The sequence below is a fragment of the Citrobacter sp. wls716 genome (assembly GCF_005280975.1).
GTDB classification, from domain to species: Bacteria; Pseudomonadota; Gammaproteobacteria; order Enterobacterales; family Enterobacteriaceae; genus Citrobacter; species Citrobacter youngae.
The window spans coordinates 55754-71147 of sequence record NZ_SZWX01000031.1 but is presented as its reverse complement, the minus strand read 5'-3'; the positions used below and the strand labels follow the sequence as shown (position 1 = coordinate 71147).

11 protein-coding genes are annotated in these 15394 nt (G+C 47.8%); 4 read left to right on the top strand and 7 right to left on the bottom strand.

The features are described 5' to 3' along the window. Positions 1-30 precede the first annotated feature (30 nt). The 7 genes from galE to FDX24_RS10380 all read right to left on the bottom strand — a co-directional run bounded on the left by galE (position 31) and on the right by FDX24_RS10380 (position 8987). A complete protein-coding gene (galE, locus tag FDX24_RS10410; RefSeq protein ID WP_061068412.1) occupies positions 31-1047 on the bottom strand; it encodes a UDP-glucose 4-epimerase GalE in 1017 nt (338 codons plus the stop codon). Positions 1048-1112: 65 nt separating this feature from the next. After that, positions 1113-2051, bottom strand: a complete 939-nt coding sequence (locus FDX24_RS10405) for a hypothetical protein (RefSeq protein WP_137364266.1) — start codon at positions 2049-2051, stop codon at positions 1113-1115. Between the two features lie 153 nt (positions 2052-2204). After that, positions 2205-2840, bottom strand: coding sequence for a carbonic anhydrase (locus tag FDX24_RS10400; RefSeq protein WP_005122990.1), 636 nt, complete (start codon positions 2838-2840; stop codon positions 2205-2207). A 155-nt stretch (positions 2841-2995) separates the two neighbouring features. Continuing rightward, a complete protein-coding gene (locus tag FDX24_RS10395; RefSeq protein WP_137364265.1) occupies positions 2996-4168 on the bottom strand; it encodes a MalY/PatB family protein in 1173 nt (390 codons plus the stop codon). A 142-nt stretch (positions 4169-4310) separates the two neighbouring features. Then, positions 4311-5771, bottom strand: coding sequence for a Na+/H+ antiporter NhaC (gene nhaC, locus FDX24_RS10390; RefSeq protein WP_137364264.1), 1461 nt, complete (start codon positions 5769-5771; stop codon positions 4311-4313). A 194-nt stretch (positions 5772-5965) separates the two neighbouring features. Next, a complete protein-coding gene (melR, locus tag FDX24_RS10385; protein ID WP_048212965.1) occupies positions 5966-6904 on the bottom strand; it encodes a transcriptional regulator MelR in 939 nt (312 codons plus the stop codon). Between the two features lie 334 nt (positions 6905-7238). Further along, on the bottom strand, positions 7239-8987 hold the full coding sequence (locus FDX24_RS10380; RefSeq protein WP_137346407.1) for a sigma-54-dependent Fis family transcriptional regulator: 1749 nt from the start codon (positions 8985-8987) through the stop codon (positions 7239-7241). Between the two features lie 380 nt (positions 8988-9367). Between FDX24_RS10380 and dpaL the strand changes: the two genes are divergently transcribed. The 4 genes from dpaL (at position 9368) to FDX24_RS10360 (ending at position 14826) form a co-directional block, all read left to right on the top strand. Next, the gene (gene dpaL / locus FDX24_RS10375; RefSeq protein WP_124021042.1) at positions 9368-10582 is read left to right on the top strand and encodes a diaminopropionate ammonia-lyase; all 1215 of its coding nucleotides are present in this window, start codon (positions 9368-9370) and stop codon (positions 10580-10582) included. A 33-nt stretch (positions 10583-10615) separates the two neighbouring features. Then, on the top strand, positions 10616-11800 hold the full coding sequence (locus FDX24_RS10370; protein ID WP_048212963.1) for a YgeY family selenium metabolism-linked hydrolase: 1185 nt from the start codon (positions 10616-10618) through the stop codon (positions 11798-11800). A 68-nt stretch (positions 11801-11868) separates the two neighbouring features. Continuing rightward, positions 11869-13461 (top strand): amidohydrolase family protein, encoded by a 1593-nt coding sequence (locus tag FDX24_RS10365; protein ID WP_137364263.1) that lies wholly within the window; start codon positions 11869-11871, stop codon positions 13459-13461. Between the two features lie 78 nt (positions 13462-13539). Next, entirely contained in the window at positions 13540-14826 is a 1287-nt protein-coding gene (locus tag FDX24_RS10360; RefSeq protein ID WP_137364262.1) for an MFS transporter, read from the top strand. The last annotated feature ends 568 nt before the right edge of the window (positions 14827-15394 follow it).

Sequence of the window (15394 nt, the reverse complement as noted above, 5' to 3'; positions counted from 1 at the left end):
CCTGGCAACCAGGCTCCTTATCGTTAAAAATTAAACGTGATAGCCATCTGGATTGTTTTTTTGCCAGTTCCAGGTGTCGCGTATCATTTCATCCAGGGTGTAGATGGCCTGCCATCCCAACTCTTTTCGTGCTAACGACGGGTCTGACCAACACTCGGCAATATCCCCGGGCCTTCTGGCCACAATCTTATAATTAATGCGGGTTTGCGCCGCTTTCTCGAAGGCTGCAATCAGGTTAAGTACGGAATACCCGATACCGGTACCGAGGTTGATGACTTTGTATGCCGCACCTTTTTCCTGGCAATCCAGTGCCGCTAAATGGCCAGTTGCCAGATCCATCACATGGATGTAATCACGCACACCGGTGCCGTCAGGGGTTGGATAGTCATTTCCATAGACCGACACGCTTTCCAGTTTGCCAATCGCCACCTGAGAAATATACGGTACCAGATTGTTGGGGATACCATTCGGATCTTCGCCAATCCTGCCCGATGGATGCGCGCCAACTGGGTTAAAGTAGCGTAGGCAGGTGATTCGGAAATCGGGCTGTGCGCGGGAAAAGTCTGCCAGAATTTGCTCGACCATGAATTTTGATGTGCCATACGGATTGGTGGTACCACCGGTTGGCGATTGTTCACTTAATGGAACGCTTTCCGGGTTGCCGTATACCGTGGCGGAAGAGCTGAAAATAAAGTGCTTCACCCCCGCAGCTAACATCTCACGCAGTAAAACCAGCGTGCCGGTGACATTATTGTCATAATAGGCAAGCGGCTCTTTTATTGATTCTGAAACTGATTTTAATCCAGCAAAATGAATGACATCGGTGATGTTATGGTTAGAGAAAATCGTTTTCAGAATATCGTTGTTCAGCACATCAGCAATATAAACAATGGGCGCTTTGCCGGTCAGTTCCGCAACCCGGTCCAGGGATGTTTGTGAGGAGTTGGAAAGGTTATCGATGACCACAACATCATCACCTCTTTCCAGAAGCGTCAGCACGGTATGTGAACCAATATAACCAGCACCACCAGTGACTAAAATTGCCATACAGTCTCCAGATATTTTTTTGCAAACAATCATTAATTCATTAATGCCACCGGCATAAATAAATGTTATTGGCGGCGTCGGTTAAGGTAATAATTCCGGTATTTCACCCTGCATTTATAAGATATTTTTTTAAGTATAGAAAACAGGCTGAATTTGCTTATCTTACTATCATACACGATATAGTTATCGGTGAAGTTCAGCGTGTGGACGCCCTCGCTTTGGTTGATGCTGGCATCGATCTGCGCAATCAAATGCTCATCAAAGCTGGATGCATTAATCGTGATTAACTCTTTGATATAAACCGACTTTCCGTACGTCTCTGGTGTGCATTCCTGGGTGAGGAAATAGAGTCTATTCTCAACGCAATGTGGTGCGCCAGCGCCTCGGGGGTGTTGATTCGACAGGTTAAGCGTTGGCACTATTTTTTGCCATGGCCCGGTTACATCACTGGCTGTATGGATAACTAACTCATCTTCCATCGTGGTGGATAAAAGATAAAGATTTTCATGCAACGAAACGACGACGTTATCGGTGAGCGCCTGATCAGGTACTAATACTTTTACCTGTTTCCAGCGCGTAGGGAAATCTAGCGACTGGAATAAGATAACCTCTTTCCTTTCTGAAGACTCCGGGATCATGAAAAGCTGATCGTTGTTGTAAAATAAAAAAGGAAATGATAGATGGCATTTTAGGTTATCAAAACCGTCGAGTTTCACATCCTCAAGCTCAACCAGGTTAGCATCAAGGATACGGCAGCGCAGGATACCTTGCGAATTACGAAAGCTTAATGCTTCATAAAAAACATAAACTTTATTGTCTTTTTCAATAATGAAAGGATCGGCCTGAAAGGTATATTTCTTTTTGAGCTGTTGGGCTCGGGTGCGGTTTAGAATGTCCAGCGTGTTAGTGGGAAAGGTATGCGAACCATTATTTTTCAGGATCATAATATCCCACGACTCATGAAAAAATAACATATTAATCAGTCTGTTATTTTTCGTTCGCATGCGTACCTGCTCCTTTTTATCGCTTAATCTATTGCGGGTTCCACGACAGCCACACCGATGGCTAGTGTAAAAGCTAGTCGCATGAGGGGTGTTTGTCTACTAACAGAAATCGTAGTGGGAGGATTGCCAGAGCATCCGTGCTCCAGTGCAGCTTTACTCGAAATGGACGTGTGGATTATCGGCCAGTGAAACGTAAGTCTTGCTGTTCTTATCCAGAGTACGAATTTCTCCGCTTTCGATGTCGTAGACCCAGCCGTGCAGACGAATCGCGTTGTTGCGCAGGCCAACAGCCACGCAAGGATGCGTTTTAATGTTGTTCAACTGGGCAATTACGTTTTCTTCTACCATGGCATTCACTTTATCGATTTCGTTAGCCCAGGTTTTCTTTTCAACCACGGCTTTCGCGGCATCGGCATAGTGCAACCAGTGGGCGACAGCAGGCATCGGATCCAGGGGTTGGCTTTCTGCGATGGCTTTCATCGCGCCGCAGTTGGAGTGACCACAGATAACGATATCAGTCACGCCTAGAGCAACGACCGCGTACTCAATGGTAGCAGACACGCCACCAGGCTCCGGGCCAAAAGACGGTACGATATTACCGGCGTTACGGATAACGAAAAGCTGTCCTGGCTCTTGCTGCGTCACTAACTCTGGCACCAGACGGCTGTCAGAACAGGAGATGAAAAGCGCTTTAGGATTCTGGCTGGATGCCAGGCTGCGGAAGAGTTCCTTACGTTGAGGGAAAATCTCTTTTTGGAAGTTGAGGAAGCCCTCAATGATATGTTGCATAGCAGTGTCTCTTTTCTCTGTTTAAGCAGGTTATGATGAAGATCACACTTTCCAGTTTAACACCAGCCGACAGAAGGGAAAGACTTTATAGCAGTTCGGTCAATATCTTTGGGCAATTTTGCCCTGACGAAGCAGGGCAAGCGTAGCGGCCTGCGTTATGCGTTCAGCCGTTTCTGGTATGCCGCTTTTAGCCTGTTCATCGCCTCTACCAGTATGGCGCGCGGACAGCCAACGTTCAGACGCATGTGCCCCTCTCCGCCTGGACCATATTGTGACCCTGGTGACAGGCCAAGTCTGGCTTCATGGACAAAAAAATCGCTTAGCTGCGTCTCGCTAAGCGCCATTTTTTCGGCATTCAGAAAGAGCAGATAGGATGCGCCACCATAGACAATTGAAATCAACGGACAGTGCATTTCGATTTCATTTCTAACAAATGCCACGTTATCAGCCAGATAAGCCAATAATTCCCGGTGCCAGTCACCGCAATGGGTATAGGCGCTATAAATCGTTGCCTGTTGCAGTGAGTGAGTCTCTGCAAGATAACAGTTATCGAGAAAATGATAGAACCGGTGACGCAGTTCATCATTCTTTATAATGGCTATCCCTCCCTGTATCGCCGCCGTGTTGAAGGTCTTGCTGACAGAGGTCAGTACGATTGACTGACACCCTGCTGCGTCATCAAGGGTAAAAAAGGGCCGGTGTTGCTTACCTGGCAGGGTTAAATCGCTATGCACTTCATCGGAGAGAATGATGACGCCGGCCTGCTGGCAATAGTGACTGATCTTTTCAAGCGTTTCCCGTGACCACACCATTCCACCAGGATTATGTGGCGAGGGAAAAAGAAACATTTTGCACTGTTTAAGTTTCTCGCTGAAATCTTGCCAGTCAAATTCATAGCAACCGTCTTTTTCAATGAGGCGGGTCTGGAGTAAATGTCTGCCGCTGGTTTTCACTAGGTTAGGGTAGGGGTCATATATTGGGGTACAGGTTAATATATTGTCTCCCGTGCGGGTGAGTGCCAGCAAGGACATGACAATGGTTTTTATGACACCGGGAACAAAATGCAGCCAGTGCGATTTAATCTCGGCATCATATTGTTTTGCGTACCACTGGACAACGGATTCTTTCCATTGCGGATAATCCAGGTTATAGCCCTGAACAGGCTGCTCTACTACTGTGCGTAATGTATTCATGATGGGTTCTGGCGTCACAAAATCCATATCCGCAATCCATAGTGGTAATACATCGCTGGTACCGTACATTTGTTGTAATTGTCCGTATTTACGACAATTAACATTCCTTGTGACAATATCATCAAATAAAGACATTGCTAACTCCTGGATAGTCTCTGAAAATAAATAATTTAAGCCGCGTGAAATAAACCAGAGATTTTTATGCACACGTCATGTACATATCTGGTTGATATAGTAAAATACCCCTGGTGATAGCTGTCTTTAGCTATTTATCACTTTATGATTCTTGTTCAACTCTATTGGTAGTCAGTTCATTAGACTCATATTTAGCAATGCCAATACCGGTTGCTGCCCACAGCAATGCAAAGATGACGCCGCTGTAACATAGAATTGCCCATGGCAGGTAATCAAGAGTTGTCACGCCCAGCATCGTGGCGCAATAAACACCAGAAGCAGACCATGGAATAATAGGTTCGACAACGGTTCCGGCATCTTCGGTGGTTCGCGAAAGGTTCTTCGCGGCCAGTCCACGTTTTTTGTATTCATCTTTAAAGGCATCGCCGCACAATAACAACGGTAAGGTTCCATTGGCGGTACAGGCGCAGATGGTGAACGTCGTAACAATGGTGGTAGCGACCAGGCGGAATGTTGATTTAACCCCTTTTGTCAGCGCGTTAATAACCGTGTGCAGGGAGCCAGTCGCACTCATGGCACCAGCAAAACTAAAGGCGCTGAAGACGGTCACAAAACTGCTGAACATAGAGATTGCGCCGCCTCGCTCTAATAAGCGCGAGACATCAGATGACAGTGCAGGAACAGGGTCTCCGGTAAGCATCGCGAGCTTAAAGCCGCTGACCACGGATTCACCGACCGAAGATGCGCTGAATTGTTGAAAAACCAGAGCCAGAATCATTGATACGATGGTGGACAAAAACAACATCGGGATAGGCGGTTTTTTCGACAGTGAGCCGTACAAAACTATAATCGGTGGTAGCAACAACAGAAGGTTGAACTGATAAATCTGGCCGATAGCGTTCATTAACTGGGTGATATTTTCTGGTGCACTGACAGCGGCATCAATGCCCATTCCCATATAGCTATAAACCACGCAGCAAATAATGAATCCCGGACCGGTAGTCCACAGCAAATGGCCAATATGGGAGTACAGATTTACACCGGCAGCCAGTGCCGCCATATTGGTTGAATCAGAGACCGGCGAGAGTTTATCGCCAAACCAGCAACCTGAAACAATGGCTCCAGCGGCGATGGGCAGAGAGACATTAAGGCCAATGGCGACACCAATCATGGCAATTCCGACGGTACCAATGGAACCCCATGAGGTGCCGGTACACACTGAGATCAATGCCCCCAGCATAAATGCTGAAATATAAAAATACTGAGGGTTAATCCACTTCAAACCATAATAGATCATCATCGGGATGGTACCTGATACCATCCAGGAACCAATCAAAAACCCGATACTGGCGACAATCAGAATGACTGGCAGTGCTTCTGATATTTTATTGCAAATCGATTGCAGAATATCATCCCATGTATAACCATGAGCAATGGCGATAAATGAAGCGGCTGCCGTTCCCATCAGGATCATAGGTTCGGCACGAATATTGAATATAAAATATCCGATGCTAATCCCGCCCAGCATGATCACCATAGGTAATACTGACCAAAAGAAAGAGAGTTTTTTTCTGTAGTGTGAGGTACAGCTATTTTGTTCCATAATTCCATCCCAATCGTTAACGGTTGAACAAGCCAAAGAAATACCTGCTACAGGCCAATCAATAACGGAGTGGCGTAGTTACGTGAGTTGTTGAACGAACTCTATTTTATTAACTGTTTCAGGCGATCTTTTCTGGCCTGCTATTATGATGTTCATATTTCAGCAGTAAAATAAGAGATAGATTTGATAGTCAATTATCCCTCCGCATAAGGTGGATGATTTCGGCGTTGCTGGCTGAGCTTGCGATACTGCTGAGGCGGCATACCGACGTATTTATGAAATGAGCTATAAAATCGACTGCTGGAGCGAAAACCCGCAATCATCGCGATATCCAGAATGGTTTTATCGGTGTCGCTGAGTAATGCCCGTACATGGTTGATGCGCATCGCCGTAATATATTGTTTCATCGTCAGTTGCATTACGCGATGAAAGATACCCATCGCATAATTAGGATTAAGTTTGACGTGATCGGCAATGGCCTCGACGGTCAGCAATTTGTCACAGTTGGCGGCAATAAATTCCAGCATCTGGCTGACGTAAAATTGTGAATGTCGCGAAATGCTATTCTTCTGGGTTCGTGCAGTTTGGTTTCCCAATACTGTCCGCCAGCCTGAGAGGCTAAACCGCTTGAGCATCAGGGCGATTTCATCAATGGCTAACTGACGAATCTGTTCGTTATCGCTGTTGAGTTCATTTTGCCAACGTTGAACCTCAAAAACGCTAAGCTGCTGGGATGCCGATGAGGTAATCACCCTGCCGTGCGTTACGTGATTAATCAGCTCTCTATCCAGCGGCCAGGACAAAAATAAATGCATGGGCAAGTTGAAGATAGCCATTTGCTTACAGTGCCCGGCATTCGTGAGCTGATGAGGAGTACACGCCCAGAACAGTGTGATAAAGCCTTGTTTGCTCTGTACCACTTCGTCATTGAACAGGTACTCAACATCACCATCAAATGGCACATTCACTTCAACCTGGCCATGCCAGTGACTGTAAGTCATGGCCAGCGGCTCCCGCAACTCGACATCCATACGCTGATACTCTGAATAGAGTGCCAGTGGGCTACGAGTCTTTTTTTCATAGCTACGACACATATGGGGATCATGCGGCAGCTGCGGAATACTTTTAGCCATTACGGGTTGGTTCCTGAAGAGTGAATTTGACCTTGTGGTAGCGCCAAAGCATGCACATAGCTTAACCGAAAAAAATCACCGTTTTCTCTCCATTTTCGCGAAATTATTCCCAAAAACTCAGATCCTGTGCCTGTTGATTGCCGATCTGAGATAGCGGGAATGGCGAGTTTTAATTTTAAAAGCGCTCAACCATAAGGGACTTTGCTGTACCTGCGGGATGGCGGCTCTGACGCCCTATCCGGCCTACTAAAGCCTGTAAACCGTAGGCCGATAAGCGAGCATTGATGATCGGCAGTATTGGATAATGCGGATTTTGTCGTTGAGAAGGCGAGGCTCATAAGCCATAGAGTTTTAGTTTTCGGTACAGCGTCGCAATGCTGATCCCCAGTTCTGTCGCGGCTTGTTTCTTACCCTCAACGCTTGAACCAAATCGCTGTATGACGTTTTCAATGGCATCTCTTTCTGCTTGTTTGCCCTGGTGGGCAAGCTGGCGAGGTTGCGCCATCATTGTGCTTTTTCTGCCATCGGCTGCGGTAAGCAGGTAAGGGGGCAGATGGCTGGCGTTGATCCCGGCGGCTTCTCCGCGCATGACAAAAATGTACTCGATGACATTGCGCAGTTCACGGATGTTGCCCGGCCAGTGCCAGGCATAAAGGCGGTTAATAACATCATCGGGAAGTTTTTGCGGCGGTCGCTGATAGCTTAGCGAAAATTCATCGGCAAAATATTGTGCCAGGACGGCGATATCCGCCCGGCGTTCACGCAGGGAAGGAAGTACCAGAGGGACCACGTTCAGGCGATAGAAAAGATCTTCACGAAACTGATTATTCTCGACCATCGCGCTGATGTTTTTGTTGGTTGCGGCAATAATCCGCACGTCAATATTGATGGTGTTGTTAGACCCCACACGGGTGATGGCTTTTTCCTGCAGTACCCTGAGCAGCTTGGCCTGCAAATGCAGTGGCATATCGCCAATCTCGTCGAGGAACAGGCTACCCCCATTGGCCAGCTCAAATTTCCCCACACGGCCTTTGGGATCGGCACCGCTGAATGCGCCGCGTACGTAGCCAAACAGTTCGCTTTCCAGGAGTTGTTCAGGGATAGCGGCGCAGTTGATGGTCACGAAAGGGGCGGCTTTACGCGGGCTGCTCTGATGAATAGCAAATGCCACAACTTCTTTACCTGAACCACTTTCCCCGGTGATCAGTACACTGGCATAGCTGTTGGCGATTTTGCTAATGGTACTTCTGAGTTGTTCCATTGAGGGGGAATGGCCAATAAGACGTACCTGTGTGTCAGACTCATAGGGCGAGGGAGCAATCGTACTCAGATAGTCGTGCGCATCGCGAAAGATAACCATAGTTAATCGGTCGTTATCCAGTGACGAGAGCGAGATTTGTTTACACAGCACATGGTGTTTTTGCCCTTCAAGCGTCAGCCATGCTTCCTCATCGCCATACAAACTGTCTCCGGTCGTTTCAATGGTCAGAGGTAATCCCTGAACTTCACGGTTAAGTATGCGATCTGCTGAATGGTTGGCATGCCAGATGCGGCCCTTGCCATCGATGGCCACAACGCCGCGATCCATTGCATCAATCAGACGACGAAAGGCACCGAGCGTCTCCTGCGCGCGTAAGCGTTCCAGGCATTCAAAGACCTTACTGGAGATCATGACGGCAATTTGCTCTATAAACGTGACAAATTTATCGATCTGGCTAAGCAAAGTGTCACGCTGTGTTTGCGTTGAGCAAATAATGCCGATCACCCCAATGACGCGGTTATTGAGAAAAATAGGGGCGTTCAAATCCAGCATTTCAGAGCAGTAATGGTGTTTTTCACACAGTTGACATAGAGGATGTTCACCGGGGTTTTTGATCAAAACCGTCTCACGGACCTGCAAAACATGCCGATAGATATAACCATTTTTTGCCACGTTCTCATTGAGCATATGTCGGTATTTACCGGTGCCAGCAATGCGCATTAAAGATTCATCAATGATTTCTACATCAGTCCCGGTAATGCCGGAAATAGCGTCGGCATAATTGCATATATCATCCTGGATATTGCTCAGTACTGAAATCATGATACTTCTCCGGTAAGGTGTCTCATTTCTCAAGGAAAATGATAAATAGGCGAATCATTGCAAAATTGATTTGCGAAAAATCAATCTAGCGTATTGTTTTTGGATGTTTTTTTAATTTTATCCTTCGTGATCACACTATTTATCATTTATGAGAATTTATCAAAACCAGGCGATAAACTAATGACGGCTGTTTTTACCTTGCTACCATTAAAAGTTGATTAATTTATTGAAATAAAAGAATTTATTAAATTATTTCTAGTTTTTTCCTCATTCTCTAAAAAACTGGTAAGCATTTTGCTTTTATGGATTACCGATAGCGTAAATAACTCTGTATTACACCGATTACAGGGAATGAATTACCAGGATAATGAGGTTTTATGATGCAGCAAAACTTATCATTTTTTATCAACCAGACGCCGTTTACCGAGCACCCTAACGCACCTCTGGCCCCCTTTAGTCGCCAGGAACTGGTAAAAGCGTTGAATTTTCATCGGTCTATTCCGGGATACGCTCCAACACCGCTGTATACGTTGCCGGCACTTTCACAAAAACTGGGCGTAAAAAATATTTACCTCAAAGATGAGTCTCAACGTTTTGGCCTGAAAGCGTTCAAAGCGCTGGGCGGCGCCTACGCGATGGCATGCCATATCGCGGAATTAGTGGGGAAGGATATCAGTGAATTGCCGTTTGATGTCATGACCAGTGAAGCAGTACGCCATGACCTGAAGACCGTGACGTTTGCCACCACCACCGATGGTAACCACGGGCGCGGAGTGGCGTGGATGGCGCGCCAGCTAAAGCAAAATGCGGTGGTTTACATGCCGAAAGGATCTTCACAGCAGCGGCTGGCATCTATCCGCAATGAAGGCGCTACCGCGGAAATCGTGGATATGAACTATGACGATGCCGTGCGTATGACCGCAGATCAGGCGCAAAAGTATGGCTGGATCGTTGTGCAGGACACGGCCTGGGAAGGGTACGAAAAGATCCCGCAGTGGATTATGCAGGGCTACGGCACGCTGATGCTGGAAGCGATTGATCAACTCCATCAGGTCGCCCCGACGCATGTTTTCGTTCAGGCCGGTGTGGGGTCATTTGCGGGAATGGTGCAGGGTATGGTGACGGCCGCATGGGGCGAAAATCGTCCGAAAGTGATCGTCGCCGAAGCGTTAATTGCCGACTGTCTCTACCGTTCAGCCCGTGCAAAAGAGGGGGATGCTGTTGCGGTAGGCGGTGATTTACAGACCGTGATGGCGGGTCTGGCCTGTGGTGAGGCAAACAGCATTGGCTGGAAGTTACTGCGTGATTATGCCACCGCATTTGCTTCCTGCCCTGATGAAGTCGCGGCGCTGGGCATGCGTATGTTGGGCAACCCGCTGGCGGGCGACCCACAAATTATTTCAGGCGAGTCTGGGGCCGTCACGGCAGGTCTTCTGGCGCTGTTGATGACCTCCCCGGATTTGGCCCAAACCCGTGAGCAACTGGGTCTGGATGAGCATTCCCGCGTGTTGCTGATAAGTACTGAAGGTGATACCGACCCGCAACAATATTTGGATATTGTCTGGGGCGGTCAGTACCCGGGCATCAATAAATAATTTCCTGATTGAGAGTATTAACGGAGAAACCCCATGTTATCTGCAACCCGTATTGAAGAAGTTATTAAAAATTGCCAGGCGCTGATCCAGCAAAAAAGTTATTCAGGTCAGGAAGGGGACGTGGTAAATGCCATAAAAATAATGATGCAGCATTACCAGTTCGACGACATCCATGTTGATAAATACGGCAATATCGTTGGCGGTATTGTGGGAAATCAGCCGGGGAAAACGCTGGTTCTGGATGGTCATATCGATACTGTGCCGGTGAACGAAGAGAAGTGGACCCGCAACCCGTACGGCGGTGATATTGACGATGGCAAAATTTATGGTCGTGGCACCACCGATATGAAAGGTGCTGTTGCTGCGATGATCTCCGCCGTAGGTTTTTTCGGCCAGGATACTCAGCGTAATTTCGCCGGGAAAATTTACGTCGCCTGTATCGTTCATGAAGAGTGTTTTGAAGGCATTGCCGCTCGTCTGGTCAGTGAGCGCTATCAGCCTGATTACGTCATTATTGGCGAAGCTTCTGAACTGAATCTGAAAATCGGCCAGCGTGGTCGTGCTGAAATTGTGGTTGAAACCTTTGGTAAACCTGCCCACTCCGCCAACCCGCAGGCAGGAATTAACGCGGTGTACAAAATGGCGCAGTTGATCGACAAAATTCGCACCATCACTCCGCCAACCCACCCGGTTCTTGGCCCCGGTATCCTGGAACTGACAGACATTAAATCGTCGCCGTATCCTGGCGCATCAGTGGTGCCGGATTACTGCCGCGCCACTTACGATCGCCGCTTGCTGGTGGGCGAAACCAAAGAAAGTGTTATTGCGCCACTGGAAAATGCACTTGCGGAGCTAACCGCCCAGGACCCGCAGTTCAAAGCCCGCGTCTCTTACGCGGTTGGCAAGGAGTCTTGCTATACCGGAGCCACCATTGAGGGTGAGCGTTTCTTCCCTGGCTGGGTTTATGACGAGTCTGACGAGTTCGTGCAGGCCGCTCTGGCAGGCGTTCGCGAAGCGGGTTTCTCGCCAACGATTACTCAGTACTCATTTTGCACTAATGGCAGCCACTACGCGGGGGAAGCGGGGATCAAAACCATCGGGTTTGGGCCGTCGCGTGAAAACCTGGCGCATACCATCGACGAGTATATCGAGATTGATCAGTTGACCGGATCGGCCCGCGGCTATTACAGCATCATCCAGACACTCTATCGCCGTTAAAAAATAAAGATAAATACCTCTTACTTTACAGGTGGTGCTGCTATGCGGCACCGCAATGGAGAATAACGATGAAAACCATTTTTAAAAACGGAAATGTGATTGATGGAACGGGTAATCCAGGCCGAATTGCCGATGTAATGGTTGATGAAGGGCATATTGTCGAAATTGGTCAAATTGATGTTGGCATCAATAAACAGGTTATTGATGCAACAGGGAAAATTATTTGCCCGGGCTTTATTGATACTCACACACACTCTGATCTGTCAGCCATTATTAATCCTGCGCTGTCAGCGAAAATCCGCCAGGGGATTACTACCGAGTTGCTGGGGCAGGATGGCGTAGCGCTGGCACCATTGCCGGAGGAATATATTCCGGCATGGCGTAAAAATATTGCCGGACTGGACGGCGACACCGACAAAATTGACTGGAAATATAAAAACACGGACGGTTATCTCAACCTGTTGGCATCCCGACATCCGGCGACAAACCTGGCATATCTGGTGCCACACGGTAACGTACGCATGGAAGCGATGGGCCTGGATGGACGCCCTTCCACGCGTGAAGATGTGGCGAAGATGTGTGAAGTCCTTGAACGTGAGCTAAAAGCCGGCGCGTTTGGTCTTTCAACTGGGCTTATCTATATGCCGTGTGCTTTTGGTGATACCGCTGAAATGATTGAGTTGTGCAAGGTCACGGCGAAATATGACGGGATCTTTGTGGTACACCAGCGCAGTGAGGCTGACGATATCATCAGTTCAACGCAGGAACTGATCGATATCGCTAAAGCCACCGGCGTCTGGTTGCATATTTCACATATGAAAGTCTGTGGGAAGAAAAACTGGGGGCTGATTGACCAGATGTTGGGCATGCTGGAGCAGGCCCAGGAAGAGGGGATCCGTATCTCTTACGACCAGTATCCGTACGTGGCGGGAAGCACCATGCTCGGCGTGATCCTGCCTCCGTGGGTCCACTCTGGCGGGACGGACAAATTACTTGAGCGTCTGGCCTCGCCTGAATTGCGCGCAAAAATGATAGAGGATATCCAGCAGGGCATTTCTGGTTGGGATAACTTCATTGATTTTGCAGGCCTGGATCAGATTTTTGTCACCAGCGTCAAGACAGAGAAAAATCAGGATGCTGTTGGTCTGAACCTTGTTCAACTGGGGGAATTGCGCGGTAAAGATCCGTACAACGCTACCTTCGATCTGTTGTTTGAAGAAGAAAACGCCGTTGGCATGGTCGACTTTTACGGCACTGAAGAACACGTCATTAAGTTTCTCTGCCGGCCGGAACAGAACGTGTGCACTGACGGACTGATGGGCGCGGGTAAACCACACCCACGTGTGTTTGGCGCCTTCCCGCGCGTGCTGGGTAAATACGTGCGTGAAGAAGGATGCCTGAGCTGGGAAGCGGCAATCCGCAAGATGACAGGCAAACCCGCTGAGGTGTTGGGTCTGCAGGATCGCGGACTGCTGAAGGTAGGGTATGCGGCGGATATTGTGATGTTCGATCCCAAGACTATTGCGGATAAGGGGACATTTGTTGAACCTAATCAGTATCCGGAAGGGATTGAAATCGTGATGGTTAATGGACGCATAGCCTTAATTAATGGCACGGAAAGTTATGCCTGTAGCGGTACTGTTATCAGAAAACAATATTAATAAATAACGCTAAACACGCATGGATCTATCGCGACCATTTATGGCCGCGGTAGATCACTACACCCCAAGGACATCACAATGAACCTACAAACATCTTTACCTTCAGGTAAACCTAAGACCTGGAAAGCAAGATATACCGTCCTGACATTAATCTGGCTGGCATGGCTACTCTCGTTCCTCGACAGAATGGTCATGAGCGTTTCGTTGCCTTATATCGGCAAAGATTTAAATCTTGATACAACTCAACAAGGTTTAATTATTAGCGCCTTTTTCATTGGTTACGCCGCGTTCCAAATCCCCGGTGGTTTACTGGCGGATAAGTTTGGCTCACGTAAAATTATGGCTATTGGTATTGCCTGGTGGTCAGTTTTCACCAGCTTAACCGGTGCGGTATTAACGCTGCCGTTGATGCTGGCTGTTCGCTTCTTCTTCGGTATTGGCGAAGGGTGCTTCCCATCAGCTTCCTGGAAAATGATTTCCACCTATTTCCCTTCGAAAGAACGCGGTCGAGCTACAGCAATTCAGTCAACGGTAAATACCTTAGGCCCCGCACTGGCGGTAGTGGTCGCTGCAAGTATTATCGGGGCGTTTGGCTGGCACATGGTTTTTATTGTGCTGGGGATCCCGGGCCTGTTTATTGCTGCGGGTATCTACTTATTCACACGTGACAACCCGAAAGATCATCCTGCGATTACGCAACAGGATCTGGCCGATTTAGCCGCTGACGATCAGGGCGGCCTGCAAAATACGAGCGCTATCGCGTTTAAAGACGTGCTCAGGATGCCGGTGCTCTGGCAGATGGCCAGTATCTGGTTCTTGTTTGATATCACCTTCTGGGGGTTTTCAACCTGGTTGCCAAGCTACCTGATTACCGTGCGTGAATTCTCACTGGCGAAGACAGGGGTGATGGCGGCAATTCCGTTCCTGTTTGGCGCGGGTGGGACATTAATCGGCGGATATTGCTCAGATAAATTCAAACCGATGCGCAAGACGTTGTATGTCGTGACGTCGGTTATTGCGGCGGGCTTCCTGTATCTGACCTTCAGCGTGAGCAGTGCGGATATGGCGGTGGTTTATCAGTGTATCTCTGCGCTGTTTATGTTTTTTTCCATGGCGACATTTTGGGGCATTTTAATGGATACCATCCCCAGCAATATCATGGGGCGGGCTTCCGGTATTGTTAACTTTGGCGGTCAGATGGCGGGGGTGGTTTCTGCGCCGATTATTGGCTGGCTTATCCAAAGCAGCGGCGGAAGTTACAACAGTGCATTTATCTTTATGATCGCCGCCCTGTTATGTTCCGCTGTGGTGACGTTGACCGTAAAAGGTTCGCATGCCGTAGGTGCAATACCCAGTAAAGCCTGATTAGTGTCAAACGCCTGTGGCTCTGCTGTTCCAGAGCCACAGGATTTATAGTTATGCTGTTAAATTAAACCTTTAATCGCTCTCTCTAAGAAAAACAATAGTAGTTTTTTAAAACTGCAAAAATAAGATGTCTTACTGTTTATTTCTCCTTGGTCGGGATAGGTGTGTATAACATTGTTATTAGGGTAACAATTTGTATAGGCGTCAAGGTGATTTAAAACTCTGGCTATTTTATATATCTCTTTGGTGGATGAACTACATTTAGAGCAATTGCATTGTCACTCGATATTTTTAGGGTTAATTATTAATAATAAAACAGGAGACTATGACAAAGCCAGGGCTGCGTAAGTTGCTATTCCGGCACCCTGTTTTTCTCCTTTATGTGTGAAAGTAACGCGTTAATGTTGGGAAAAACATCCCGCCTGGTTACATTATTATTTTACTACCCAGCTCCTCAAACATCTCCAGATCGCCAGTTAGCCAAATTGATATCACCCAAAAGTATGCGAAAGTATATTTACTGATATATTATCTCATGCCGCACCGATGCAACCCGGCGGCTTGTTTA